Genomic DNA, 25,746 nt, shown 5'->3' with positions numbered 1-25,746 from the left:
TGGCGTCCCCACGGGGATTCGAACCCCGGTCGCCACCGTGAAAGGGTGATGTCCTAGGCCTCTAGACGATGGGGACGCACGAAAACTTCAAGTTGTAGAACCTTCGACGGCCTAATGTCGAAAGTGGTGGAGCCAAGCGGGATCGAACCGCTGACCTCCTGCATGCCATGCAGGCGCTCTCCCAGCTGAGCTATGGCCCCGTGTTACCGAGCCGCCTATCATACCTGCGTGTTCACCTTTGTGGAAGCTTTTTTCGAGCTTTTTTCGTTTCGGTTCAACCGCGGCCACGGGGGCAGGGGAACCGCTACGCCACAACCTGAATGCCGGTAGGCGGTGAACAAAAAAGACCCGGTTATCGGCCGGGTCCTCATTGTTCGTGATGAGTGGCGTCCCCACGGGGATTCGAACCCCGGTCGCCACCGTGAAAGGGTGATGTCCTAGGCCTCTAGACGATGGGGACGCAATTCTCATCAATGTTCTTTAGCGACCTTTCGACGGCCTAATGCCGAAAGATTGGTGGAGCCAAGCGGGATCGAACCGCTGACCTCCTGCATGCCATGCAGGCGCTCTCCCAGCTGAGCTATGGCCCCACGTCGCTGAGGAGCGAAATAATAGCCTCGCCCCAGGGGGTTGGCAAGCATTTGTTGCACTTTTCTTCACGCGCGTTGCGACGCCGATATCAGTCCGCTGTCGCCCGCGCAGCGTCGTCGGTCAGCGCCGCCAGGATTGGGCACTGGTCCAGTGTGCCGTGGCCGGGGCAGGCGTTGACCAGCTGCGAAAGTGCGGTGTGCATGCGTTGCAGCTCCGTCATTCGCTGTGAGATGTCCTGCAGGCGTGCCTGCGCGGTATCGCGCACGCTGGCCATGTCCTGTGAGTGGTGATCGCTCAGTGCGAGCAGATCGCCGATCTCTTCCAGGCTGAAGCCCAGTGCCTTGGCGCGGCGGATGAATCGCAGCCGGCGCAGGTCCTGCTCGCCGAAGATGCGGTAACCGCCCGCCGAGCGGGCAGCGGTCGGCAGCAGCTGCTGCCGTTCGTAGTAGCGCACCGTATCGATCGGCACGCCCGCCTGGCGGGCCAGTTGTCCAATGTTCATGGCGGATTCCTGCGGATGCTCCGGTCATTTTGAAGGATGGAGTCTGGTCGAGAGTCAAGGCTTTGTCCGGGTGCGCGCATTCAGGGCACTTTGCAACTTTCTTCATAGCCCCGCCGCTGGCCCAGTTCCTACCCTTCGCCTGAACCGGCCGTTCGATGGCCTGCAACGAAGCGAGGAGGGGCTGTGGAAGGATTCAGGAACGAAGGATTCGTCGAGATCGCGGTGGTCGAGTACCCCGGAGGTGATCCGTCCGCCGCCTCCGTTCTGGCCGAAATGGCGCACGTTGCCAATCGCCTGGCCCAGCAGCAGCGTCGGCCGTTCAAGCGGGTGCTGGTCACCCGCTGGATCGTGCCGGCCAGCCAGACCGGTGTGCATCGTATTGCCGGTGCGGAAATGCTTGATGCGGCCATTCCGGCCGTGATTGCGGTTCCCGGCCAGATCAGTGCCGGCGCGTGCCTGCGCGCGGACGAGGTCCTGCTGGACTGGCTGCGCGCACACTACGACGGCGGCAGCCTGCTGGCCGCTGCCAGTGATGGCGTCAGCGTGCTCGCACGGGCAGGGTTGCTGGCGGGACGCACGGTCAGTGGCCCCGATCTGGGGCGCCATCCAGGCCTGCTGGCGCAGGCAGCGAGCTGGGTGCCGAGCGAGCGGGCACTGGTGGATGACGGCGACCTGCTGACGGTCGGTGGGGTCCAGGCCTGGCGCTTCCTGGGGCTGCGCCTGCTGTACCGGCTGCATGGGCAGGGGGTGGCCAGCGCGGTCGCGCAGCAACTGGGCATCACCGTGCCCGCCACGATCCAGCAGGATCTTGAACGCTTCAGTGCCAACTTCGCACATGGCGATCGTGATGTGTTGAAGGCGCAGCGCTGGCTGCACACCACGGCCGCACGCGGCGCCACGCTTGCCGCGATCTGCGAGGTTTCCGGGCTGGAGCCGCGCACGCTGCAGCGGCGGTTCCTCAAGGCCACCGGCCTGCGGCCGATCGAATACTGCCAACGGCTGCGCATCGCCAAGGCCCAGACCCTGTTGCAGCAGGGAGCAGGCATCGACGAGGTGGCCTGGGGCGTCGGCTACGCTGACCAGAGTGCTTTCCGCAGGTTGTTTCTACGCATCGTGGGCATGACGCCAGCCAACTATCGGCGTCACGTCAACAGCAAGCGCCGCGAGCGGCCGTTGATGCCATCGGTGGCGGGCAGCCTGCGTGGGCTGCAATCGCCGTCGGTGATGCAACACGGGCGAAGCGCGGCCTGACGGCGCCAACATCGTCGCGCTTGCAACCGGGGCGCGACACTTCGACCATGCAGTCAGTGGACGATTGAACAGGTGGTTTGATGTCGAGCGTTGGGCCGGTGCCGATGCCGGTGGTGTTGATTCTCGCGTGCGTTTTGCTGGCGATGGCTGTGGCTCGCCTGTGGTCACGCAGGAAGGACGGCATGCCGCTGCCTTCTGCACCCAGCATGGTTCTGGACATGTTGCTGGTCGGCCTGCTGTGCGGCCGCATCAGTTTCGTAGCCTTGAACTTCACGCTGTACCGCGAGGCGCCGTGGGGCATTCTGCAGATTGCCGATGGCGGTTATCACCTGGTGATCGTCCTGGTTGCGGGATTGGCATGGGGGCTGTGGCGACTACGCCCGTGGCGGGCGTTACGCATGCCCGTGCTGGGCGCGTCGTTGGCAGGGGTGCTGCTGTGGGCGGGTGGCAGCCAATTGCTGTCCGCATGGCAGGCGCGGCAGATGCCCCTGCCAGCAGTGCAGGTTGCTGACCTGGAGGGGGGCAGGGTTGATCTGCAGCAGTTCCGTGGCAAGCCACTGGTGTTGAACCTCTGGGCCAGCTGGTGTGGTCCCTGCCGACGCGAGATGCCGGTATTGGCAGCCGCGCAGGAGGCGCATGCGGAGGTGCAGTTCGTGTTCCTCAATCAGGGTGAAACCCTCGACGAGGTCCAGGGTTTTGTTGCGCGCGAACGCCTTATGCTGGACAACGTATTGCTGGACGGCGACGCTGCGGCTTCTACGGCGCTGGGCGTGCAGGCCTATCCCTCGACCCTGTTCTTCGACGCGGAAGGGCGCCTGCGAGAGCTGCACCTCGGCGAACTGACGGCAGCCGGTCTTGAACACAAACTGCGTCGGCTGCGGTAGCCTGCGCGGGCATCTCACTACGGAGTTCCCATGTTGTCGACTTCCCTGCGCGCCGCCCCCGCGGTGCTGTTGCTGCCGGTCCTGCTGGCATTGGCCGCCTGCAGCCAGGCACAGACGCCGCCGGGCAAGAGCGCTGCGCCACCGGCCGCGAGCGCCGCAGCTGCTGCCAACAAGGGCGACCGCCCTGCGGTGCTGAAGGGCATCGAGAAGCACGGTTTCGAGGTCGTTGCCGAGTTCGATGCCCCCGAAGGCCTGCGGGGCTTCGCTGGCGTGGTCGGTGGCCAGCAGCCGGCGGCGGCCTATGTCACTGCCGATGGCAAGCACGTACTGGTCGGCAGTCTGTTCGACGCGGAAGGCAATGATGTATCCGCAGAGGCGGTTGAGAAGCTGGTCGCCTCGCCGATGTCCGCCAGGATGTGGAGCAAGCTGGAAGCCAGCGCGTGGGTGCCTGACGGCAAGGCCGATGCGCCACGCGTGGTCTACACCTTCAGCGATGCCAATTGCCCTTACTGCCACAAATTCTGGGAGGCGGCGCGTCCGTGGGTGGATGCAGGCAAGGTACAACTGCGCCACATCATGGTCGGCGTCATCCGTGAGGACAGTCCGGCCAAGGCGGCAGCGATCCTCTCCGCGCGTGACCCGAGCGCGGCCCTGCTTCAGAACGAGCACCAGTTCGACCGTGGCGGCATCAAGGCCCTGCCGAGCATCAGCCGCGACATCGCGGGCAAGCTCGACGCCAACCAGGTGCTGATGGTCGAGATGGGGTTCCAGGGCACGCCGGGTATCCTGTTCCAGGATGCGCAGGGCCAGGTGCAGCGCCGCGCCGGTCTGCCGCAGGGGGATGACCTGCAGACGGTGCTCGGCCCGCGCTGATCTGAGCCTGCATCATGATGTCGACCACAGGCCCGCATGGTGACGTGCGGGCCTGTTGCGTTCCAGGCCCCAGGCGAACACAACTGCTTGCGCATGGGCTGTTCGTCGTCACGGCTGAATCGTGACTGAGATCAAACATCACGCCTTGATTCCAATCAAGGCCAAAAACGACAGGCGGACTAGCCTGTGACGCATGGAATACAGCGTCAACGCGCCATGGATGCCGCGCCGCGGCTGCCCGGATGCGGGCAGGTCGGCACAGCCATTCACGACACTCTCACTCCCTGATTGTTACCCAGACTGCTGCGGTCGCCATCTCTCTGGCTGCGCGGCCTTGATGGAAGCGACATGGATAGAGGCAGGGCAGTGTCATTGTCCTGTTGTCTGCCGCGTGCAGGCTGACTGGTGTCGTCGACGCAGTACCCGCATTTCCAGCAACGGCAACGCGAGGCCAGGGCGGCGCATGCGTGCGCTCCGGAACCGTGATGCGAGTGTTCGTCCGGGGAGGATGCAATGCGTATGGCGGTACTGAATCTGGCATGTCTTGGGGCACTGGCGGTCATGCCGGCGTACGCGCAACAGGGTGATGAGCAGGATGCGCAGGCACTGCGGCGTGAGATTGCCGCCATGCGCCAGGCGCTGGAAGGCATGCAGCAGCGGTTGGATCGGCTGGAGCAGCGGGATCATGCGCCTGTCCAGGCGCAGCCGCAGGCACAGGCGAAGCCCGGAGCGTTATCTTTCGCCCCCACAGCGGCCACGACGGGGGTGATCCATCCCACCCAGGTGCCGGGTGTCGCCCAGCCCGTATTGCCACAACGCGATTCGGTCGCCGATCCATCCACGGCGGCATCGCGTCCGGACAGTGCCGCGGGCCCGACCGATCCCGATCTGAAGGGGTTCTTTGCCATTCCCGGTACTGATACGGTGATCCGCATCGGCGGCTATGCCAAGTTGGATGCCATCGCGGATTCCCGCGCAGCCGGTGACGAGGACCAGTTCATTCCTTCGTCGATGCCGGTCGGTGGCAGCCACCGTGACGTGTCCAACTTCAACATCCACGCCAAGCAGACCCGCTTCAGTTTCGAGGCGCGGCGCCCGACCACGCACGGCAACCTCCGCTTCTACCTGGAAAACGACTTCTTCGGCAGCAGCGATGGCTACGAATTCCGGCTGCGTCACGCCTATGGCCAGCTCGGCAACACCTATGCCGGCTATGGCTATTCCAGTTTCATGGATCCGGACAGCCTGCCCGACACGCTGGATTTCGCTGGTCCAGGCGGCGCGGGCTATCTGCTGGTGGCCGGCATCCACCATAGCTTTGCGCTGGGCAAGGGCAACACCCTGACCGTCGCCGCCGAAGATCCGAAGACCGAACTTGCCGGTGCCAGCGAAGAGCGCGCTGCAGTGAACCGTCTGCCGGACGTGACCGTCACTGCGCGCATGGAACGCGACTGGGGCCACCTGCAACTGGGCGCAGTGGCACGCAGCCTGGCATACGACGGTGACAACGAGCGCGACCGGCGCATGGCTGGCGGCGTGCAGTTGAGCGGCTCGGCGTCGGTGGGCGAGCGCGACCTGCTGTTGTTCGGTGCGCTGGGAGGGCGCGGTCTCAGCCGCTATACCGCCGACCTGACCGGCTCCGGGCTGGACGCGGTGGTCGGTGCCGATGGCCGCCTCGACGCGTTGGACCTGCACGGCGGCTTCGTCGGCTATACCCACTACTGGTCCGAGCTGTGGCGATCGAACCTGATCTTCGGCCAGCTGACCCTGGAGCGGAATGCCGCACTGGCGGCCGATGCCTTCCGGCAGAGCCGGTACGGCGTATTCAACCTGATCTGGAGCCCCGCGCCGTCGTGGACGATGGGCATGGAGCTGCTGTACGGCCGCCTGGAACAGCAGGGCGGCGCACGCGGCGACACGGTCCGGGTGCAGGGCAGCCTGCAATACAACTTCATCAAATAGGCGCCAGCGGTCGTAAGCCAGCGCAACCGTCCCCACGCCCGGTGCTGCCGGGCTCATGCCAGTACCGGAGATCGTCATGGCAGAAGCAAAGAAAATCGGGGTGGTCGGAGCCACCTTCCTCGTCGCCGGCAACATGATGGGCTCAGGCGTGTTCCTGCTGCCGTCCAGCCTGGCCAAGATCGGTACCGCCTCGATCTGGGGCTGGCTGATCACCACCGCCGGTGCGCTGCTGCTGGCCTTCGTGTTCGCCAAGCTGGGCAAGCTCGCCCCAAAGGCGGGCGGTCCCTATGCCTACGCGCGCGACTGGTTCGGGCCGTACATGGGCTTCCAGACCAACACCATCTACTGGTTCGCCAACTGGATCGGCAACGTCGCCATCCCGATCGCGGCGGTGGGCTATTTCAGCTATTTCTTCCCGATCCTGTCCGAGCCACTGGTGCGTTGCATCGCGGTGCTGGTGCTGGTGTGGGCACTGAGCTTTGCCAACGTGATCGGCCCGGCCTTCGTCAGCCGCGTGCAGACGGTCACCACCAGCTTTGCGTTGGTGCCGATCCTGGGCATCGCCATTTTCGGCTGGTTCTTCTTCGATGCCGACATCTTCAAGGGCGCCTACAACGTGTCTGGCGAGTCGAACTTCGGTGCGATCTCGAGCGCCGCGGCACTGACCCTGTGGGCCTTCATCGGCGTCGAGTCTGCATCGGTGACTGCCGGTGTGGTCGAAAATCCGGAGAAGAACGTCGCCCGCGCGACGCTGGCCGGCGTGTTCCTGGCTGCCATTGCCTACATCGCCAGTTCCTCGGTAATCATGGGCATGGTGCCGAACGCGGAACTGCAGGTGTCCGACGCACCGTTCGCGTTGGCCGCGGCCAAGGCCGTCGGTGGCTGGGGCGGTGCACTGGTCAGCCTGTGCGCGTTCATCGGCGCGGCCGGTTCGCTGGGTGGCTGGATCCTGCTGACCGCGCAGAGTGCCAAGGCGGCCTCCGATGATGGCCTGTTCCCGAGCATCTTCAGCAAGACCAACAAGGACGACGTGCCGGTCAAGGGCGTGCTGATCGTGGCCGTGCTGATGACCCTGGCAGTGCTGGTCACCTCCACCTCGGAAACCGCATCGGCCCAGTTCGACGTGATCACGTCGGCGGCGGTGGTGCTGACCCTGCTGCCCTACATCTACTCGTGCGTGGCCTGCTACTTCGTGGTCGAGCGCTCGCACACCCTGGTCCACACCGGTGCGTTCTGGACGCTCACCAGCCTGACCGTCGTGTACTGCCTGTGGGCGATCTACGGCTCGTCGGGAACCATCGTGCAGTACGCCTTCCTGTTCGTGCTGTTCATCACCGTGTTCTATCCCTTCTTCAGCGAGGAGCGCCGCCAGCAGCGGCAGCGCGCCCGCGAGGCATCGGCCATCAGCGCCGGCGCCCGGCATTCCTGAGTTCGACAAGGAGAATCGACGTGTACTTCAAGTCCCTGGACTATCCGGTCATTGTCATCGACAACGACTACGAGTCGCCGCGCATCGGCGGCATCCTGATCCGTGCGCTGGTGGAAGAGCTGCGCAGCAATGACCAGCGCGTGCTGTGCGGGCTGAACCTGGATGATGCCCGGGCCGGCGCCCGCACCTACGTGGCGGCCTCGGCGGTGCTGATCTCGATCGACGGCAGTGAAGAGGTGGATGGCGAGTTCCAGCGCCTGACCGCTTTCCTGCGCGAGCAGAGCGCGCGCCGCGCCAACCTGCCGGTGTTCCTGTACGGCGAGCGCCGCACCATCGAGAAGGTGCCGAGCAAGCTGCTCAAATACATCCACGGCTTCATCTTCCTGTTCGAAGACACCAAGAGCTTCATCTCGCGGCAGGTGATGCGCGCGGCCGAAGACTACATGAAGAACCTGCTGCCCCCGTTCTTCAAGGCGTTGATCCACCATGCGGCCGAGTCGAACTACTCCTGGCACACGCCGGGCCATGCCGGCGGTGTGGCGTTCACCAAGTCACCGGTGGGCCGTGCATTCCACCAGTTCTACGGTGAGAACACCCTGCGCAGCGATCTGTCGATCTCGGTGCCGGAGCTGGGCTCACTGCTGGATCACACCGGCCCGATCAAGGATGCCGAGGAAGAGGCGGCGCGCAACTTCGGTGCCGACCATACCTTCTTCGTCACCAATGGCACCTCCACCGCCAACAAGATCGTCTGGCATGGCACGGTGGCGCGCGGCGACGTGGTGTTCGTCGACCGCAACTGCCACAAGTCGCTGCTGCATGCGTTGATCATGACCGGCGCGGTACCGGTGTACTTCACCCCCAGCCGCAATGCACACGGCATCATTGGCCCGATCAGCCTGGATCAGTTCACGCCGGAATCGTTGCAGGAGCGCATCGCCGCCAATCCGCTGGCCAGCAAGGCCTATCAGGCTGGCTCCAAGCCGCGCATCGCGGTGGTGACCAACTCGACCTACGACGGCCTGTGCTACAACGCCGAGAAGATTGCCGACGAAATCGGCAGCGCGGTCGACTTCCTGCATTTCGACGAAGCCTGGTACGCCTACGCCGCGTTCCATCCTTTCTACGAGAACCACTACGGCATGGCCAAGGGCAAGCCGCGTGAGCAGGATGCGATCATCTTCACCACGCATTCGACCCACAAGCTGCTGGCGGCGTTCTCGCAGGCGTCGATGATCCACGTGCGCAACTCGGCGCAACGGAACCTGGATGCCGAGCGCTTCAACGAGTCGTTCATGATGCATACCTCGACCAGCCCGCATTACGGGGTGATCGCCGCCTGTGACGTGGCCTCGAAGATGATGGAAGGCGATGCCGGCCGCTCGCTGGTGCAGGAAATGCATGACGAGGCGATTGCCTTCCGCCGCGCGATGCTGCATGTCCGCGATGACCTGGGGCGCGACGACTGGTGGTTCAGCGTATGGCAGCCGACCAGGCTCGAGCGCAGTCTGGACAAGGGAGATACGCCGGCGCCGATGGTGGCCAAGCGCGAAGAGTGGTACCTGCAACCGGACGCACACTGGCACGGCTTCGAGAACCTGGTCGACGACTATGTGCTGATCGACCCGATCAAGGTGACCCTGCTGACCCCAGGCCTGGCGATGGACGGCAGCATGGGCAAGCTGGGCATCCCTGCGGCGGTGCTGAGCAAGTTCCTGTGGGGCCGCGGCATTACCGTGGAGAAGACCAACCTGTACTCGGTGCTGTTCCTGTTCTCGATGGGCATCACCAAGGGCAAGTGGAGCACCCTGGTCACCGAACTGATGGCATTCAAGGAACTGTATGACCGCAACGCGCCGCTGAGCCAGGCACTGCCCACGCTGGCGGCTGATTATCCGAACGCGTACGCCGGTTGGGGCCTGCGCGACCTGTGCGACGCGCTTCATTCGTTCAACCAGGAATTCGGCGTGGCCAAGGTGATGCGCGAGATGTACGTGGATCTGCCGACACCGGTGATGACCCCGGCCGACGCCTACAACCACCTGGTGAAGGGCGAGATCGAGCGGGTCGATATCGAGCAGATCAGTGGCCGTATTGCGGCGACCATGCTGGTTCCGTACCCGCCGGGCATCCCGACCATCATGCCGGGCGAGCGCTTTGGCGACAGCGATGAGCCGATCATCCAGTCGCTGCGCATCGCCCGTGAGCAGAATGCCCGCTTCCCGGGCTTCGAGTCGGACGTGCACGGGCTCATCATCGAGCACGACGGCGACGTGACCTCGTACAAGGTGGAGGTACTGAAGGCCTGACCGGCGACGGTCGGCCCTTCGGCGAACGATGGATACCGCGCGCGAGCAACGCATCCTGAAGTTCTCGATCGGGGTCACCATCGCGGTCAGCGTGGTCGGCTTCAGCGGTGGCCTGCTGGTGGGATCGCAGGCCATCCTGTTCGACGGCGTGTACAGCCTCGTCGACGTTGCGTTGACCCTGGTGTCGCTGTCGGTACTGCGGCTGGTGGCGCGGGAACAGAGCCCGCGCTTCCAGTACGGCTACTGGCACCTGGAACCGATGGTCGAGGCACTGGGCGGGGTGATCCTGTCGCTGGCCTGCGTGTATGCGCTGGCCAACGCCGTGATCGGCTTGACCACGGGCGGGCACGAGGTGAAGTTAGGGCCCGCGCTGTGGTGGGCGGCATTGCTGAGTGCCAGCAACCTGGCGATGGCGGCGTTCGTCGCCCAGCGGGCGCGGCGCCTGCGCTCGGCGCTGTTGTGGCTGGATGTACGGGGCTGGCTGCTGGGTGGGTTGATGAGCCTGGCGGTAGTGCTGGCCTTCATACTGGCCCTGGTCCTGCATGGCGGTGAGTGGCACCACTGGGTGCCGTATCTGGATTCGATCGTGCTGGCGTTGATCAGCCTGGCGGTATTGCCGGTCCCGGCGCGCAGCGCGTGGAAGGCCATGCGTGAAGTGCTGCAGGTTGCGCCGGACGATCTGGACCGGCGCGTGCAGCAGGTGATGCAGGCGTTCGTGGCCGAGCGTGGCTACCTCGGTTTCACCAGCCACGTGGCGAAGATGGGGCGGATGCGCTTCATCGAGATCCATGTGCTGGCTGATCCGGCCACGCCGCTCGGCTCAGTGGGGGAGGTCGATGCGATGCGCGACGAGATCGCCGTGCGGCTGGATGCGCGGGGCAGCACGTTCTGGCTGACCATCGATTTCACTGCCGATCCGGCGTGGACGTGAGCCGGGATCTACACGTGGGCGCGATCGTTGCGCGTGGCGGACCGGTCTGTTGCACCGGATCTGTTTGACCTGAACCAATGTTGAGGTCGCAGACTGCCTCGCATCCCCCACGAGGCGCGCGGCATGAACCTGTTGACCACCCCGGGCCTCGGCCATGGCCTGCTGGAACTGTTCAATCCTGCGGGGCTTTACGATCCTTCGGCCAACGGCTACTCGCACGTGGCGGTGGTGCGCCTGCCCGCGCGGGTGATCCATATTGCCGGGCAGGGCGGTGAGGATGCCAATGGCCATCTCTCCCCCGGTTTCGAGGAACAGGTCGGGCAAGCGCTGGACAACCTGGAGATCGCGCTGCGGTCGGCGCAGGCAAGCCTGGCCGATGTCGCACGGTTGCGCATCCTGGTGGTGGACCACGACGAAGACCGGCTGGGCATCATCGCCCATCAGGTGCGGCGGCGCTGGCCGAACCGCTCGGCGCCCACCTGCACGCTGATCCCGGTGCCGCGGCTGGCGCTGGACGGCATGCTGTTCGAGATCGAGGCGGAGGCTTATGCCGCCTAGCGCAGGTAGTACTCCACCGGCACCACCAGCTCCTGCGGTGCCTTCAGTTCATTGGGAATGGGCGGCAGCGGCTGCGCGCGACGGAAGGTCTGCAGCGCGGCGTCATCGAGCATCGGCTGGCCACTGGACTGCTCCAGCCGCAGCGCCAGCAAGCGACCTTCGCGGTCGATGCTGGCCCTGACCCACGCAGTGCCCTGCTGCCGGCGCGAGCGCGCGGCGGCAGGGTAGTAGCGGTAACGCTCCAGCCGCGCCATCAGGCGGGCTTCCCACTGGTCGCTGGCGGCGCCGGCCTGGAAGTCTGCCGGTGGCGCGTCTGGAGCGGGCGGCGCGGCCGTGATCGATGCCGGTGCGGGACTTGCATCGGTCGCGGCCGCAGGCGGGGCGACTGGCAGTGGCTGGCGGGCCGTCCCACCCGTTTCGCTGGCGGCCAGCTCTCCCTCGCGTGCCGCCGTAGGCTTGGGTGGCGGCGGCGACTTCGTGGGCTGCGAGGCGCGGGCCTGCTGCGCCTGGCTGGGGGTCTCGGCCTGGCGTTCCTCCACCGGTTGCGGCGGCGTGGCCGGTGCCAGCAGGCGCAGGCTGATGCGCACGTCCTGCTCCGGCGGCGGCAGCATCGGCGGCATCGCGACCCAGTGCACCAACAGCAGCAGTGGCAGCAGATGCAGGACGACGGTGATCGCGATCGCCTGCCAGTGTTGGCCACGCTCACTCATCGTCCAGCACCCACAGCAGATCGGCATCAGCTGCATCGACGGTTTCACCCGGTGAAGCCAATGCGATCACCAGCGCAGGCGTATCCTGTGACAGGTAGCCCGGTACCCCGGTACCGCGCAGTACATGCCAGCGACCTGCTACCAGCAGCGCTGGCGCGGGCGCATCGAGCAGCACCCGCGCCATGCGCGTATCGCGGGCCTGTTGCACGGCCAGCATCCCTTCCAGCATCGGTGCCGCGTCTGCGTGCTGGGCCAGCACCACCGCCGACAGGCGCTGGCGGGCAGCGGCCACCGGGAATCGCACGCCCTCGGTCGAGGTCAGCAGCGCGTTGACCTCGGCACGCGACAGGTTGCCGCCGAACAACGGCGTGCCTGCATCGGCAGCCTCCCGTACCAGCCCGCCATACGCGGCCCACGGCCAGCGCGTATCCCAGTCCAGCAGTTCCCGCAGGCGTGCACCTTCGGCCTGGTTGCCCTTGGCCAGCCAGCGCTGCACCCGCTGCAGGCGTGGCTGGCGCTGGCTGGCGATCATTTCCAGCACCAGTGAACCTTGCGGGCGCTGCCGCTGCAGGGCCTGCAGCAGCCAGCGCTGGGCGGCGTGGTCTCCGGCGAGATCATGGCGTTCACCCAGCAACAGCCGCTGGGCGTCCGCCGCGCGTGTCACGAATGCGGCTTCGTCCAGGTGCTGGCCAGTGGCCAGGTCGATCACTGTGCCGGGCACCGGCTGCGCGCCAGCCACCGCGGCCAGCGCGAGCAGGCATACGGGCAGCCAGCGACGGCTAGAACGCCACATTGACGCCCATCGAAACGGTGCGGCCACGGCCGTTGCCGCGGTCCAGGATCGGGCTGAAGATGCTGTCGATCGAGGCATTGTTGTCATAGGCCTTGTTCTGCAGGTTTTCGATGTTCAGCCACAGCGTGGTGTTGGCCTGGGGCTTGAAGCTCGCGTAGAAGTCCAGCAGCACGCCGGTGCCGCCGGTCTTGCGGGTCTGGAAGAAGTCGTAGCCTTCCTCGGTCGGCCCGGAGTACTCGGCGCGCAGGCCGGCCTGCACGCGCTGCTGCCACCAGCGGCCGCCCACGTCCAGCGTCCAGTAGCGGTCGGGCAGGGAGGTGATGTCTTCCAGGTTGACGAACTCGATGGCCGGCGCACTGGTGTGCGAGCGGGTCCAGCTGAGCGTGGTGTGGTAGTGCTCGCTGGCGTAATGCGCTTCCAGTTCGATACCGCGCATGCGCACCACGCCGGGGTGGTTCATCCAGCGCGTGGTGGTGCTGAAGTCGTCCACGTCCAGTGCATCGGTCCAGGCAGTGAGTTGCGGATCGCCGTCGATCGGCACCACGAACGGTTCCACTTCCGGCGGATGCACGATCAGCAGGTACTGCGGCTTGATGTAGTCGCGGATGCGGTTGTCGAAGCGGGTGACCCGCAGCTGCGCCAGGTCGCCGTCGACCAGCAGCGAGGAGGCGCTGAGGTTGGCGCCGAACTGCAGGTTGCGCGATCGCTCACGGCGCAGGAACGGGTTGGCGCCAACGCCATCGGCATCACTCATGCCTTCCAGCGGGATCTTCTCGAAGAACATCTCCTGCACGCGCGGCGGACGCGACGTCCGCGAGACCTCGGCGAACAGCTGCAGCCAGTCAGTGGCCTGCAGTGAAACCGCCAGGCTCGGGCTGAGTGCGCGCTCGCTGCGCCGCACGTCGATGTCGCCGCCATTGATCTCCGCGCACTGGCCGGGTACATCCGAGCACACCGGGATGTGGCCACGGATGCCGAAGCGGTCCTGGCGCAGGCCGGCAGTCAGCGCGTAGATGTCGTACTGCAGTTCCAGCGTGCTGAACACGCTGTCCAGCTGGCTGCGACCCTGCGGGTTGGCACCGCGCAGGATGGGCGTATCGGCCACATAGATGTCCGACTGGTGCTTGATGCCGGTGTTCCAGCGCGCCTGCAGTGCGCCGATGTCGAAGCGACTGGTGTTGTCGACGGTCCAGCTGCTCAGGCTGCTGTGGGTGCGGCGGCCGATGTAGCTTGAATCTTCCACCGGCGGATAGAACAGCCGGGTCTTGTTGCTCGCGAAGGTCGCGCGCAGGTCGATCCATGGCGAATAGGGCGTGTACTGGTAGCTGGCGCGCTGGTTGCGCGCGGAAATCTGCCACGGGTAGTTGTGGTAGAAGTCGTTTTCGTAACGCATGTGGCTCAGGTCGAGCCGATGCTGGTCGCTGGGCTGCAGGCGTGCTTTCAGCAGCCAGCTGCTGGGCTGCTGGCTGCCGGGGTCGGCGCTGTTCTTCTGCCCACGCGCGGTCGCGTATTCGCTGCTGCGGCTGCTGCTGGCGGCGGCCAGCAGGCCGAACTGACGGTCGCCACCTTCTTCGCTGTGGCGCCATGCACCGGCGAAGGTGCGGCCGCTGCCATAGCCGTTGTTGCCATGGCGATAGCCGGCGCGCAGGCCCCAGTCACGGCCCTCACTCAGCAGATCGTCGATATCCAGGGTGCGGAAGTTGGCACTGCCGGCCAGCGTACCAGCGCCGTCACCGCCAGCGACCGCACCGCGCTGCACGTCCACACCGGCCAGCAGGAAGGGATCGACATAGGCGAACGGACCGCCCGAACCATGCCCGGCATTGTTGCGGAAGGTCTGGGTGACACCGTCGATCATGGTGTTGACCCGGCCGGCACCGGTCATGCCGCGGATGTTGACCTGCAGGCCCGGCTGGCTGCGCGAATGGAAGCTGTGGGTGCCGGGCATCGAGCGCAGCAGGCTGTTGCCTTCCTGGCGTTCGGCCATCGCCACGCGCTCGCTGCCGACCGAGGGCGCAAAGCCATCGCGGGTGGCCGGTACATACTGGCTGGCGCCGCCCCCCGGTGCCTGGCCGTGCGCGGTAGTGCCCTGCACCCGCAGCGGGCCGGTGCGACGGCTGCCATCGGCGCGTTCAGCCGGCGCCGGTTCCAGGGCGGCGCGGCGCGCATCGACGAAGCGCGGTCGCAGGCCGCTGCCTGCCAGCAGGCGCGACAGGGCCTGCGCATCGTCGAAGTCACCGCGCAGAGCAGGGGCCGAATGCCCGGCAGGCAGCGCCGCGCCTATCACCAGGTCGACACCGGTCAGCCGGCTGTAGGCGTCCAGCGCGGCCGCCAGCGGCTGGGCGGGCAGATCGTAGGTGCGTGTGGCGGTCTGTGCGTGGGCACTGCCGGGCAGCAGCGGAAGGGCGCTGGTGCAGGCCAGCGACAGGGCAAGGACAAGGGGGCGGGGGCACAGCATCGGGGGCTCCAGGGGCTGACGCAGAACGTCGTCATCCTGGGTAGACGCCGTCGCAGGCCGGATGTCAGGGTCCATCACGCTGCTCCCTGCGTGGCGGCAGCCACACCTGTATGCCCGCGCCGAGGCGCAGCACGCGCACCTGCAGTTGCGTGGCCAGCTGGTCGCGATTGCTGGCTGCACCGTCGGCACTGCCGAGCAGGGTGACCGGCTGCTGGCGCAGCTGCTCGCCGACGACCCACGTATGCCCGCCATGCCAGCGGTCCAGGCCCTGCGTGACGTCGGCCAGCGGGGCCGAGACCCAGTGCAGGCGCCGCTCGCGCCAGGCCAATGTTCCGGGGGCAGCCGTTGTTGCATGGGCTGTTGCCTGCCCATCGAAGCGCAGCTGCTCGCCGTCGTCGGCCAGCATGCTGACGTTGCCGCTGTCCACGCGCACGCGATGCTCGGTAACGGTGACCACACTGCTGTTGCCCTGCACGGCAAGATCGAATGCGGTCCCCAGTGCAGTGACGGTGCCCTGTGGGGTATGCACCTGGAAGGGCCGGTCGGCATCGGCGGCGACCTGGAACCAGGCCTGGCCGCGCTGCAGCTGGAGCTGGCGGCGCTGCCCATCGATGCGCACCTTCACTTCGCTGCCAGGTGACAGCAGGACATGCGAACCATCCGGAAGCGTTTCCTCGCGGATCTCGCCAGCGGCCGTACGCAGTACCTGTGCCACGTGTGGCGAGGCATGGCGGCTGTAGAGACCCAGCGCGCACAGCAACAGAACCGCAATGCCGGCTTCGCGCAGGCGACGGCGTTGCCTGCGCTGCTGTTGCCGCTGCAGGCTGGGCGTCGCCGCACCGGCCTGCCACAACTCCTGCAGGTGCAGGTACTGCGCCGCATGGCGTGGATCGGCCCGGCACCATTGCTCGAACGCGTTCTCATCGCGGTCGCCGTCGTGCGCATCCAGCCACCAGCGTGCAGCTTCGCGTGCAATGGTCTCCTGGCTCATGCGCCCGGCACCTGCTGCAACGCGACCAGGGCGCGCAGCAGATGGCCGTGCGCGGTCTGCCGGCTGATCCCCAGCTGGCGCCCGATCTCGGCCAGCGCCAACTGTTCCACACGGGCCAGCAGGAACACCTGGCGCGAGCGTGGTGGCAGCGCGGCGATGATCGCGTCGAGGTGGCGCAGTTGTTCGGCGTCGAGCAGTCGCTGCTCGGGCAGCGGCGCAGGATCGGCGATGGCATTCAACTGCGTGTCATCCAGCACCTCTTCGCGACGGCGCTGGCGTTGCCGGTAGTGATCGGCGATCAGGTTGTGGGCGACGCGGTACAGATAGGCGCGGCCATTGCTCAGCAGGCCACTGGTGGCGACTTTGACGACGCGCAGCCAGGTTTCCTGGACGACGTCATCAGCGTCGCTGCGTTGCGGGAGTTTGCGGCGGACATGGGTGTGCAGCGGCCGGTAATGGGCTGCGCACAGCTGCGCGACATCCGTCGGTTCGACAGGCGTGGACACGGGGCGGGCGACAACTGGGAAAGGGAACAGCCCGCGGCGGCAAGGGCAGCAGCTGCACCTTACAGCAAAAGAGAATCATTTGCATCTATAGCATGAGGCGCAGTACGCATGGGCCGCCGCAGCGTCAGCGCGGGCGGTAGTCGCAGTGGATCTGCAGGGCTTCGGTGGGGTTGCGATGCAGTTCGAAGCCGCAATGCTGCAGGCTGCGCTTCACCCGCGCGACCGCTTCGGCATGATGGGCGATGCGACGATCCTGCCAGCGCGGTGGGGTGAACACGCCCAGGGGCAGCAGCCGCAGCCGCTTGCCGTGCAGTACCAGTGAGACATCGATATGACGGCCATCAATGTCGTGGCCGTTGGTACCGGAGATGGCATCGATCTCATCGCGGCGCTGCGGGTAGCAGGTGCGGAACACTGCAATGCCGAGCCGTCGCACCACGCGGCGGAAGCCGCCGAGACGGCTGTGGCTGGGTTCGAAGCCACGAGTGAGCAGCAGGCGCAGCCCGGCAGGCAGCATTGCCTGCGCGTCGAGCAGGCGTTGCAGTACCTCTTCTTCCAGTTGGATGCGGGTGGAGGGCCAGCGCGGGGCGATGAGCAGTCCGTGGTGGCTGCCGCGTTGCAGGGTCAGCATCCGTGAAGCTTCGCACGCGGGCGAACAGCCAGGGTAGTGCCGGCCGTTGGCCGGAAGATTCGGATGCCGGCCAGCGGCCGGCACTACCATCGGGTCAGATGTCGCGGTACTGGATCTGCGAAGCCAGTACGCGCAGGCCATCGGCATTGCTGGACAGGATGCGCTCTTCGCTGACCCCTTTCTGCCGTTTCAGCTGGAAGCCCTGATCGGCAGGCAGCTGTGCGGCGATGGCGTCCATGCGTTGCAGGGCATCGGGGCCGCTGCAGTCGAAGTGACCCCAGTAGGCACCATCGCGGTGGATCTGCAATCGGTAGTTCATTGTGGTGTCTCCGGCAGGTCCTGCAGCCAATGGTCGAACATCGCGGTGGCGGCCGCAGCCAGTGGTGCGCCATAGCGACGCGCCTGCGCGCGAAGATCGTTGGGATCGATGCCGGCCTGGGCCAGCTCCAGCGTGTGGCCGATCAGCCAACGCTCGAACTGGCGGGCGTCCAGTTCCGGATGGCATTGCAGGGCCAGTGCGTGGCTGCCGATGGCGAATGCCTGGTGACGGCAGGCCGGCGTGCTGGCCAGGCGGCGTGCACCGGCCGGAAGTTCGAACGCTTCACCATGCCAATGCAGTACCGGAATGCCCTGCAGGGACTGCAGCGGAGAACGCTGGCCTTCATCGGTCAGCAGCAGTGGCGCAAAGCCGATTTCCTTGCCACCACTGGGAGCGACACTGGCACCGAGTGCCCGCGCCATCAGCTGTGCACCCAGGCAGATGCCCAGGGTCGGCCGCTGCCGCTGCAGCCGGCGCTGCAGCAGGGCAATGCTGTCGTTGACGAAGGGATAGGTCCCTGTGTCATTGGCACTGATGGGACCGCCCAGCACGACCAGCAGATCGGCGGTATCGGCGCCATCGAGCACATCGACGCCGGCCTGCAGCACGTGCAGCTGCCAGCCCTGCGCCAGCAGCAACGGTTTCAGGGTGCCAAGGTCTTCAAAGGCAACGTGTTGCAGGACAACCGCGTGCTTCATGCCGGTGCTCCGCTGTTCGGCCAGTAGAAACTGTCCGGGGTGGCACGGGCACCGAAGATGGCCTGGCCGACGCGGACCACGGTGGCACCTTCCTCGATGGCCACTTCGAAATCACCGGACATGCCCATCGACAGCTGCGACAGGTCGAGGCCGGGCGGGGCGGTGCGTTGCAGCTGGTCGCGCAGTTCGCGCAGGCGCACGAAGCAGGCGCGCACGCGCTCGACATCGGGGGTGGAGATGGCCAGGGTCATCAGGCCGCGCACGTGCAGGCGATCGAAGGCCGGCAGCTGCTGCACGAAGGCCTCGACCGCGTCGGGCTCCAGGCCGTACTTGCTCGGTTCGGCCGAGGTGTTGACCTGCACGAATACATCCAGCGTGCGGTCTTCCAGTTGCAGGCGCTGCTGCAGGGCCTCGGCTACGCGCAGGCTGTCCAGCGCCTGGAACTCGCTGGCAAAGCGCGCCACGTAGCGCGCCTTGTTGGTCTGCAGATGGCCGATCACCGACCAGTGCACGCCCAGGTCGGCCATCGTTTCAGCCTTGCGTTGTGCCTCCTGCACCTTGTTCTCGCCCAGTTCGTGGCAGCCTGCGGCTACCGCCATGCGGATGCGGGCGTCATCGACGGTCTTGCTGACCGGCAGCAGGCGCACGCTGGCCGGGTCCCGGCCGACGCGGGCGCAGGCATCGGCGATGCGTTGGCGCACCGTGACCAGGTTGGCGGCGATCTGTTCAACGGACTGGGCGGCGGGCCAGTCGGCAGCGGCAAGGGGCATGCGGGCACCTCCAATGCAGGGTGGCCAGGGTGGGATACACTGGCACAGGACAAGAGATATTTTGGCATAGGACAAAATGAAAATCACCGGGCATAGCGCCGAGTCGATCTTCGACAGCATCCGCGACGGCATCGGCAAGGGCCGCCTGCAGGCCGGCAGCGTGTTGCCGCCGGTGCGTGAACTGGCCGAGCAGCTGGGCGTGAACCGCAACACCGTGGCTGCTGCCTACAAGCGCCTGGATGCGGCGGGCCTGGCCAGCACGGCGGGCCGCCGCGGCACGGTGGTGCGTGGCCTGCCGCCGCCGCTGGCGCGTGAAGGCAGTACGCCCGGGCTGGCCCTGCAGGACCTGGCCGGTGGCAACCCGGATCCACGCCTGCTGCCGAACCTGCGCCTGGCCCCGGCCGCACCACGGCTGTATGGCGTGGGCACGGTCGAACCGAGGTTGGAGGCGCTGGCACGCGCCTCGCTGGATGCGGACTGCCCGGAGGGCTATGCGCTGGAACTGACCCATGGTGCGGTCGATGGCATCGAACGCCTGCTGTCGGCGTGGCTGCTGCCGGGGGATCGCATCGCGGTGGAGGATCCGTGCTTCCTCGGCAGCCTCAATGTGCTCAATGCCGTGGGCCACACGCCATTGCCGGTAGCGGTGGATGCGCATGGCATGCAGGTCGAATCACTGCGGCAGGCGCTGGAGGCCGGTGCACGCGCGGTGTTGCTGACCCCGCGGGCACACAACCCGACCGGGGCCAGCCTGGATGCGAAGCGGGCGCGGGCGTTGCGGCAGTTGTTGGCGGCCTATCCGCAGGTGGCGGTGTTGTTCGACGATCACTACGCGCTGCTCTCGCAGCAGGCCTATCACTCGGTGCTGCCGCTGGATGGCCGGCGCTGGGCGCTGCTGCGTTCGTTGTCCAAACCGCTCGGCCCGGACCTGCGGTTGGCCTGGCTGGCCTGCGATGAAGAGACCGCGATGCGGCTGCGGCTGCGATTGGCGTCCGGCACCGGCTGGGTCAGTCACCTGCTGCAGGATGCGGCGACCTCGGTGCTGTCGTCGGCAACGCAGCGGGCGAAGATCGCTTCGGCAGGTGAGCGTTACCAGCAGCGCCTGCGCTCGCTGCAGGAGTTGCTGCATGCGCGTGGCCTGCCGACACCGTCGCCGATGGAAGGATTGAACCTGTGGCTGCCGTTGCAGGCCGACAGCCATCCGCAGGTGCTGGCCCTGGCTTCGCGTGGATGGCATGTGCGCGCGGGCGAAGTGTTCTCGGTGGCAGCGCCGGGGCATGGCCTGCGCATCACCTGCGCTGCGCTGGGGACAGCGCAGCTGCGGCAGCTGGCGGATGACCTGGCGGCGGTGTTCGCTCTGTAGCGTCGAGCCATGCTCGACGTTGCTTCGCCTTTGTAGAGCCGAGCCATGCTCGGCTGCTGTTGATAGAAGCAGTCGAGCATGGCTCGACGCTACACAAGCAGATCAGGGCGCGGCGTTGGCGCCGGGGCGCACGTAGTAGGACTGGCCGCTGTCATCGACGAACATCAGCTCCGGCTTGCCCTGCCAGGAGGTGAGCATGGCGCCGGTGTTGTTCTGGTGCTTGACCATCAGGCTGGCGCCGCGGTCCGGGTTGGCGACGACCTTGAATACTTCAGTGGTGCCGGTGGCATCGTCCAGAGTCAGCAGGGCTTCGCCGCCGCGGTCGCTGGTGCCGTAGCCGCCGCGTTCGGAACCATCGGGACCGAGCAGGATCAGGCCTGACAGGGCGGTGGCACGCGGCCCCTGGGTGCGGCCCTGGCTGAGCGGATCGGGAACCGGTGCGCCGAGGATCACCCGCGGCTGGCCGCTTGCATCGTGGATGACCAGCCCGCGCGCCTCGATGATGCGCTGTGGTGATTGGCTGCGATGCAGGCTCCAGGCGGTCCAGCCGGAAACCAGCAGGGCGAGGGTCGAGACCACCAGGGTGGTCAGCAGCAGCGCACGGGGCATCGGGTCGTCCTTCCTTGGATGTGCCGACGATAGCGGATGCGGACCGGCTATGGCCAGTTCGTTGTGTGACGTTGTGTATCGTCAGTGGAAATCGCGGCTGTGGCTGCGCAGTCCCTGCAGCAGTTCATCCAGGCAGTGCATGCGCTGCACGATGACGTGCTGCACGCCATCGACGCGTTCCAGGCGACCATCGATCTGCATCAGCTGGGTATCGACCAGCACCCGGTGCTGGCGATCGGCCAGGTGCCGCCAGACCACGGCGTTGACCATGCCGGTCTCGTCCTCGAGGGTGAGGAAAGTCACCCCGCTGGCGGTCTGTGGCCGCTGGCGCATGCGCACCAGTCCGGCGATGCGCACGCGACGGCCATGGCCGTGCCCGGCCAGCTGTGCGGCATCCAGGCAGCCACGGCTACGCAGCTGCGCGCGCAGGAACGAGATCGGGTGACGGCCGAGGGTGGTGCCCGTGCTGCGGTAGTCGGCCTGCATGTCCTCCCAGGCGCTGGGCAGTGGCAGGGGCACGCGGGCTTCGGCAGTGGCACGGGCCTGGTCGAACAGCGGCAGCCGGTTCTCTACGCCCGAGATATCCCAGCGTGCACGATGGCGATGGCCGCTGAGCCCGCGCAGTGCCCCGGCATCGGCCAGCAGGCCCTGCTGGCGGCGGTCCAGTGCGGTGCGCTGGCACAGGTCGCCGATGTCGTCGAACGGGCGCCGCGCGCGCTCGCGCATGATGGCCTGCACGGCACCTTCGTTGCAGCCGTCGATCAGGCGCAGGCCCAGGCGGATCGCCGCCGGCCCCCTGCTGAAGTCCAGCGTGCAGTCCCAGTCGCTGTGGCGTACGTCCACGGGAAGAACGGTAATGCCATGCCGCCGCGCGTCCTGCAGCAGCTGGTCGGGGCTGTAGAAACCCAGCGGCTGGCTGTTGATCAGGCTGGCAGTGAATGCGGCCGGGTGGTGGCATTTCAGCCAGCAGCTGTTGTACGTCAGCAGGGCGAAGCTGGCGGCGTGGCTTTCCGGGAAGCCGTAATCGCCGAAGCCCTTGATCTGCTCGAACAGGTGCTCGCCGTATTCGCGGCTGAAGCCGTTCTCCAGCATGCCGGCCAGCAGCTTCTCGCGATGCGGTTCCAGACCGCCACGGCGCTTCCACGCCGCCATCGAGCGGCGCAGGGCATCGGCCTGGCCCGGCGTGTAGCCGGCTGCTTCCACCGCCAGTTGCATCACCTGTTCCTGGAACAGCGGCACGCCCAGCGTGCGTGCGAACACGCGTTCCAGCTGCGGTGGGTAGAGCGGGTTGTCCGGGTCGTTCAACGCGTCCGGGCCTTGTTCGCGCAGGATCCGGCGCCGCTCCAGATAGGGGTGCACCATGTCGCCCTGGATCGGGCCAGGGCGCACGATCGCCACCTCGATCACCAGGTCATAGAACGTGCGTGGCTGCATGCGCGGCAGCATCGCCATCTGCGCGCGCGATTCGATCTGGAACACGCCGATGGTGTCAGCGGCGCAGATCATGTCGAAGGTCTTTGCATCCTTGGGCGGGATGGCGTCCATGCGCCCTTCGTGCAGGCCATGCTGTTTCAGCATCGCCAGGCACTTGCGGATGGCCGTAAGCATGCCCAATGCCAGGCAGTCGACCTTCATCAGGCCGGTGGCATCCAGATCGTCCTTGTCCCACTGGATGACGGTGCGATCGGCCATCGCCGCGTTCTCCACCGGCACCAGGGTCGACAGCGGATGCTCGGAGATGACGAAACCGCCCGGATGCTGCGACAGGTGGCGCGGGAAGTCGATCAGCTCGGCGGTCAGCGCCAGCAGGCGCCGCATCAACGGCGTGTCCGGATCGAAACCGCGCTCGCGCAGGGTTTCCGGCAATGGGATGTTGCCGCCCCAGTGGTCCATCGCCGCGCCCAGTTCGTTGACCTGGTCCATCGGCAGGCCCAGTGCGCGGGCCACGTCGCGGATCGCGCTGCGGCCACGGTAGCTGATCGCCACCGCGGTCAGTGCGGCGCGCTCGCGGCCGTAGCGCTTGAACACGTACTGCAGCACCTCCTCGCGACGCTCGTGCTCGAAGTCGATGTCGATATCCGGCGGCTCGTCGCGCTCGGCGGAAATGAAGCGCTCGAACAGCAGGTTGCTGCGTGCCGGGTCGATCTCGGTCACGCCCAGCACGAAGCACACCGCTGAGTTGGCCGCTGAGCCACGGCCCTGGCAGAGGATGTCCTGGGTGCGCGCAAAGCGCACGATGTCCTGCACGGTGAGGAAGTAGGAGGCGTAGTTCTTCTGCTTGATCAGCGCCAGTTCGTGCTCGATCTGCGTGCGTTGCTTCGCTTCGATGCCGCCTTTCCAGCGCCACCGGATGCCGCGCTCGACCAGCACGCGCAGCCAGCTGTCCGGATCGTGTCCTTCGGGCACCAGCTCACGCGGATAGGTGTACTGCAGCTGTTCCAGGGTGAAGTGGCAGCGTTCGGCGATGCGCAGGGTTTCAGCCAGCAGTTCGGGCGGATACAGCTGGGCCAGCGCGGTACGCGGGCGCAGGTGGCGCTCGCCATTGGGAAACAGGCGCCAGCCGGCCTCGGCCACGCTGCAGCGGTGGCGGATCGCGGTCAGTGTGTCCTGCAGGGCACGGCGGCGGCGCACGTGCATATGCACATCGCCACTGGCGACCAAGGGCAGGCGGTGGCGTTCGCCGAAGGCCCGCAGCTGCTGCAGGCGGCGTGCGTCATCGTGTTCACGGTGCAGTTCCACCGCCAGCCACAGCCGATCATCGAAGCCGGTGCGCAGCAACTCGAGATCGGTGGCGGATGGCTGCCGGTCCAGCCACAGGCACAACAAACCGTCGGGCAGGCCGAGCAGATCGTCGCGCAGGCAGCGGTACTCGCCCTTGGCAGCCCGCCGCCGACAGGTCGTGATCAACTGGCACAGCCCGGCATAGGCGGTCTGGTCGGTGCACAGCAGGGCCAGCTTCGGCCCGTCCTCGACCTGGAATTCGGCGCCGACGATCAGTGCCACGCCATGTGTCTTCGCTGCCTGCCAGGCGCGCACGATGCCGGCCAGCGAGCATTCGTCGGTGATCGCCAACGCGCGGTAGCCTTGGCCCGCGGCGCGCGCGAACAACTCTTCGGCGATCGAAGCACCGCGCTGGAAACTGAAGGCCGACAGGCAGTGCAGTTCGGCGTAGCCGGGCAGTTCGCTGTGCATGGCGGCTCAGCCGAACCAGCCGTGCAGCATCCACGGCGCATGTGGATTGTTGCGGTCACGGAAAGCCCAGCCGCGCTGGCCATGCGCGGTTTCCACCACGTAGTAGTCGCGGCGCGCGTCGGCCTGGTCCCACCAGCCCGATTCGATCCGCTCCGGTCCGGTGACGATGCGCAGCCTCGGATCACGCAGCGGTTGCGGCGCATCCAGCAACCAGCCGGGGCGCAGTGGCCAGTACGACGGGGGCTTGGCCGGTGGCTGGGTGCCACTGGCGCGTTCGGGACGATGGTCGGCCTGCACTGCCAGCGGCTGCACGGCGTCATCGCCGAGCCGCGCGCGCAGGCGCTCACGCAGCTGGTTCCACGGCATCGCCTGCGCCGGACGGGTATCGAACAGGTCACGCGCGGCGGGTACGAACGGCGGCAGCTGTTCGGCCTGCAGTCGCAGTGCGCGGCTGCCGGCCGGCAGGGCGAACGCTTCCATGCGGTTGCGTGCGATCTCGAACAGCAGCGTGGGATCGCGCTCGGGCGCCAACAGGCCGATGGTCAGCACGCTGGCCGGCAACAGGTCATGCTCGAAATGCAGGTCGAAGCGCTGCACGCCGCCATCGCGCGAGCACAGGAAGGCGGCCAGGTCGAGCAGCAGGCGGCGCAGCGGGAACAGCAGGGCCTGGCTGGATTCGATCTCGTATTCGAATTCGATGCGCGCATCGAAACGGTCCGGTGGCTGGTAGTAGCGCAATGGCGCGGTGGGCAGCCCGCGCAATGCATCCAGCTGCTGCAGGACCTCGGGGGCGAAGCGCCGGGCCAGGCTGTCGCGCGGCAGCTTGAGCACCGCCCCCAGCGTGCGCAGGCCGGAACGGCCAAGCACGGTCACCGCCTCGCTGGGCAGGCCGCAACGTGCCAGGGGCAGCTGCGCCAGCGCCGCCGGCAGCTGCTGCGCATCAAGGCCGAGGCCATCGTGGACGTTGGCCAGCACGCGCGCGGCATGTGGGGTAGGCGCGGCCACCAGGCGGTGGCGGAAGCCGAGTTCGTGCAGTTCGTTGCGCAGGCGCTGCTGGATCGTCAGCCAGTCACCGAACAGGGCGCGGCTGGCACCGATTTCCAGCACCAGCGCATGCGGAAAATCGAGGCTGACCTGCGAGCTGTAGGCATAGGCCCAGCTGGCCAGCAGCTGCCGGGTGTGCTGTTCGGCACTCGGGTCGTAGTCGTGCAGCTGCATGTCCTGCACCAGTACCTGCGCAGCCGAAAGCAGCATGCCCGGGCGCAGCCCTGCTGCACGTGCCGACGGGCTGACCGCGCGCAGCACGCGACGCTGCGCCGGCCCCTGCAGCAGGACCAGCGGCCGCTGCGGATCCGGCTGCAGGCGCAGCACGCTGTCCAGCGCCAGCTGCGGCAACAACAGGCAGGCCCAGTGCAT

At 66.9% G+C, this 25,746-nt stretch carries 22 protein-coding genes and 4 tRNA genes; 9 read left to right on the top strand and 17 right to left on the bottom strand.

Going from position 1 to position 25,746, the window contains the following annotated elements; translation table 11 throughout:
* The 5 genes from AC5P6A_RS19040 to AC5P6A_RS19020 form a co-directional block, all read right to left on the bottom strand.
* Nucleotides 1–76, bottom strand: a tRNA-Glu gene (locus AC5P6A_RS19040).
* Nucleotides 77–124: 48 nt separating this feature from the next.
* Nucleotides 125–200: transfer RNA gene (locus AC5P6A_RS19035), tRNA-Ala, on the bottom strand.
* 184 nt (nucleotides 201–384) lie between these two features.
* Nucleotides 385–460: transfer RNA gene (locus AC5P6A_RS19030), tRNA-Glu, on the bottom strand.
* A 54-nt stretch (nucleotides 461–514) separates the two neighbouring features.
* Nucleotides 515–590, bottom strand: a tRNA-Ala gene (locus tag AC5P6A_RS19025).
* 89 nt (nucleotides 591–679) lie between these two features.
* The gene (locus AC5P6A_RS19020) at nucleotides 680–1,093 is read right to left on the bottom strand and encodes a MerR family transcriptional regulator (protein WP_180877636.1); all 414 of its coding nucleotides are present in this window, start codon (nucleotides 1,091–1,093) and stop codon (nucleotides 680–682) included.
* A gap of 183 nt (nucleotides 1,094–1,276) precedes the next feature.
* On the opposite strand from AC5P6A_RS19020, the gene AC5P6A_RS19015 reads away from it, so the two are divergent.
* The 8 genes from AC5P6A_RS19015 to AC5P6A_RS18980 all read left to right on the top strand — a co-directional run bounded on the left by AC5P6A_RS19015 (nucleotide 1,277) and on the right by AC5P6A_RS18980 (nucleotide 11,290).
* The gene (locus tag AC5P6A_RS19015; RefSeq protein WP_019660248.1) at nucleotides 1,277–2,344 is read left to right on the top strand and encodes a GlxA family transcriptional regulator; all 1,068 of its coding nucleotides are present in this window, start codon (nucleotides 1,277–1,279) and stop codon (nucleotides 2,342–2,344) included.
* 80 nt (nucleotides 2,345–2,424) lie between these two features.
* Nucleotides 2,425–3,228 carry a TlpA disulfide reductase family protein gene (locus tag AC5P6A_RS19010; RefSeq protein ID WP_021204509.1) on the top strand — a complete coding sequence of 268 codons (804 nt, stop codon included), beginning with the start codon at nucleotides 2,425–2,427 and terminating at the stop codon, nucleotides 3,226–3,228.
* Between the two features lie 30 nt (nucleotides 3,229–3,258).
* Complete coding sequence (gene dsbG, locus AC5P6A_RS19005) at nucleotides 3,259–4,101, top strand: thiol:disulfide interchange protein DsbG (RefSeq protein ID WP_019660246.1); 843 nt, start codon at nucleotides 3,259–3,261, stop codon at nucleotides 4,099–4,101.
* Between the two features lie 513 nt (nucleotides 4,102–4,614).
* Nucleotides 4,615–6,063, top strand: coding sequence for a DcaP family trimeric outer membrane transporter (locus AC5P6A_RS19000; RefSeq protein WP_180877637.1), 1,449 nt, complete (start codon nucleotides 4,615–4,617; stop codon nucleotides 6,061–6,063).
* 76 nt (nucleotides 6,064–6,139) lie between these two features.
* Complete coding sequence (gene adiC / locus AC5P6A_RS18995) at nucleotides 6,140–7,492, top strand: arginine/agmatine antiporter (RefSeq protein WP_021204506.1); 1,353 nt, start codon at nucleotides 6,140–6,142, stop codon at nucleotides 7,490–7,492.
* Between the two features lie 20 nt (nucleotides 7,493–7,512).
* On the top strand, nucleotides 7,513–9,801 hold the full coding sequence (locus AC5P6A_RS18990; protein WP_180877638.1) for an Orn/Lys/Arg family decarboxylase: 2,289 nt from the start codon (nucleotides 7,513–7,515) through the stop codon (nucleotides 9,799–9,801).
* Nucleotides 9,802–9,829: 28 nt separating this feature from the next.
* Complete coding sequence (locus AC5P6A_RS18985; RefSeq protein ID WP_019660242.1) at nucleotides 9,830–10,732, top strand: cation diffusion facilitator family transporter; 903 nt, start codon at nucleotides 9,830–9,832, stop codon at nucleotides 10,730–10,732.
* 123 nt (nucleotides 10,733–10,855) lie between these two features.
* A complete protein-coding gene (locus AC5P6A_RS18980) occupies nucleotides 10,856–11,290 on the top strand; it encodes a RidA family protein (protein WP_019660241.1) in 435 nt (144 codons plus the stop codon).
* On the opposite strand, the gene AC5P6A_RS18975 is transcribed toward AC5P6A_RS18980, so the two are convergent.
* From AC5P6A_RS18975 to AC5P6A_RS18935, 9 genes are all read right to left on the bottom strand, one after another.
* Nucleotides 11,287–12,000, bottom strand: coding sequence for an energy transducer TonB family protein (locus AC5P6A_RS18975; protein ID WP_346715248.1), 714 nt, complete (start codon nucleotides 11,998–12,000; stop codon nucleotides 11,287–11,289). The genes AC5P6A_RS18980 and AC5P6A_RS18975 overlap by 4 nt on opposite strands.
* Nucleotides 11,993–12,793: a ChaN family lipoprotein gene (locus AC5P6A_RS18970; protein WP_111099241.1), complete on the bottom strand. Its 801-nt coding sequence runs from the start codon at nucleotides 12,791–12,793 to the stop codon at nucleotides 11,993–11,995. Before AC5P6A_RS18970 ends, AC5P6A_RS18975 begins: the two co-directional genes overlap by 8 nt.
* Complete coding sequence (locus AC5P6A_RS18965; RefSeq protein WP_134730733.1) at nucleotides 12,780–15,251, bottom strand: TonB-dependent receptor; 2,472 nt, start codon at nucleotides 15,249–15,251, stop codon at nucleotides 12,780–12,782. Before AC5P6A_RS18965 ends, AC5P6A_RS18970 begins: the two co-directional genes overlap by 14 nt.
* A 64-nt stretch (nucleotides 15,252–15,315) precedes the next feature.
* A complete protein-coding gene (locus AC5P6A_RS18960) occupies nucleotides 15,316–16,242 on the bottom strand; it encodes a FecR domain-containing protein (RefSeq protein ID WP_164145150.1) in 927 nt (308 codons plus the stop codon).
* Complete coding sequence (locus tag AC5P6A_RS18955) at nucleotides 16,239–16,748, bottom strand: RNA polymerase sigma factor (protein ID WP_111099238.1); 510 nt, start codon at nucleotides 16,746–16,748, stop codon at nucleotides 16,239–16,241. The genes AC5P6A_RS18960 and AC5P6A_RS18955 overlap by 4 nt, the downstream gene beginning before the upstream one ends.
* Nucleotides 16,749–16,872: 124 nt before the next feature.
* Nucleotides 16,873–17,379, bottom strand: a complete 507-nt coding sequence (locus tag AC5P6A_RS18950) for a hypothetical protein (RefSeq protein ID WP_180877640.1) — start codon at nucleotides 17,377–17,379, stop codon at nucleotides 16,873–16,875.
* Nucleotides 17,380–17,473: 94 nt separating this feature from the next.
* On the bottom strand, nucleotides 17,474–17,698 hold the full coding sequence (locus AC5P6A_RS18945; RefSeq protein WP_134730725.1) for a hypothetical protein: 225 nt from the start codon (nucleotides 17,696–17,698) through the stop codon (nucleotides 17,474–17,476).
* On the bottom strand, nucleotides 17,695–18,396 hold the full coding sequence (locus AC5P6A_RS18940; RefSeq protein WP_180877641.1) for a glutamine amidotransferase: 702 nt from the start codon (nucleotides 18,394–18,396) through the stop codon (nucleotides 17,695–17,697). The genes AC5P6A_RS18945 and AC5P6A_RS18940 overlap by 4 nt, the downstream gene beginning before the upstream one ends.
* Complete coding sequence (locus AC5P6A_RS18935; RefSeq protein ID WP_495222363.1) at nucleotides 18,393–19,166, bottom strand: YggS family pyridoxal phosphate-dependent enzyme; 774 nt, start codon at nucleotides 19,164–19,166, stop codon at nucleotides 18,393–18,395. The genes AC5P6A_RS18940 and AC5P6A_RS18935 overlap by 4 nt, the downstream gene beginning before the upstream one ends.
* Nucleotides 19,167–19,242: 76 nt before the next feature.
* Here AC5P6A_RS18935 and ptsJ point away from each other — a divergent pair, with 76 nt between their 5' ends.
* Entirely contained in the window at nucleotides 19,243–20,529 is a 1,287-nt protein-coding gene (gene ptsJ, locus AC5P6A_RS18930) for a MocR-like B6 salvage transcription factor PtsJ (RefSeq protein WP_180877643.1), read from the top strand.
* Nucleotides 20,530–20,631: 102 nt separating this feature from the next.
* Here ptsJ and AC5P6A_RS18925 read toward each other — a convergent pair whose 3' ends face one another.
* The 3 genes from AC5P6A_RS18925 to AC5P6A_RS18915 form a co-directional block, all read right to left on the bottom strand.
* Complete coding sequence (locus tag AC5P6A_RS18925) at nucleotides 20,632–21,138, bottom strand: hypothetical protein (RefSeq protein ID WP_019336451.1); 507 nt, start codon at nucleotides 21,136–21,138, stop codon at nucleotides 20,632–20,634.
* A gap of 81 nt (nucleotides 21,139–21,219) precedes the next feature.
* Nucleotides 21,220–24,330 carry an error-prone DNA polymerase gene (locus AC5P6A_RS18920; RefSeq protein ID WP_180877644.1) on the bottom strand — a complete coding sequence of 1,037 codons (3,111 nt, stop codon included), beginning with the start codon at nucleotides 24,328–24,330 and terminating at the stop codon, nucleotides 21,220–21,222.
* A gap of 6 nt (nucleotides 24,331–24,336) precedes the next feature.
* Nucleotides 24,337–25,746, bottom strand: coding sequence for a Y-family DNA polymerase (locus AC5P6A_RS18915; RefSeq protein WP_019660230.1), 1,410 nt, complete (start codon nucleotides 25,744–25,746; stop codon nucleotides 24,337–24,339).

This window comes from Stenotrophomonas sp. YJH_SMC_20, assembly GCF_059367845.1.
Note: the sequence above shows the minus strand (reverse complement) of the source record. Positions and strands in the feature narration are given on the sequence as shown.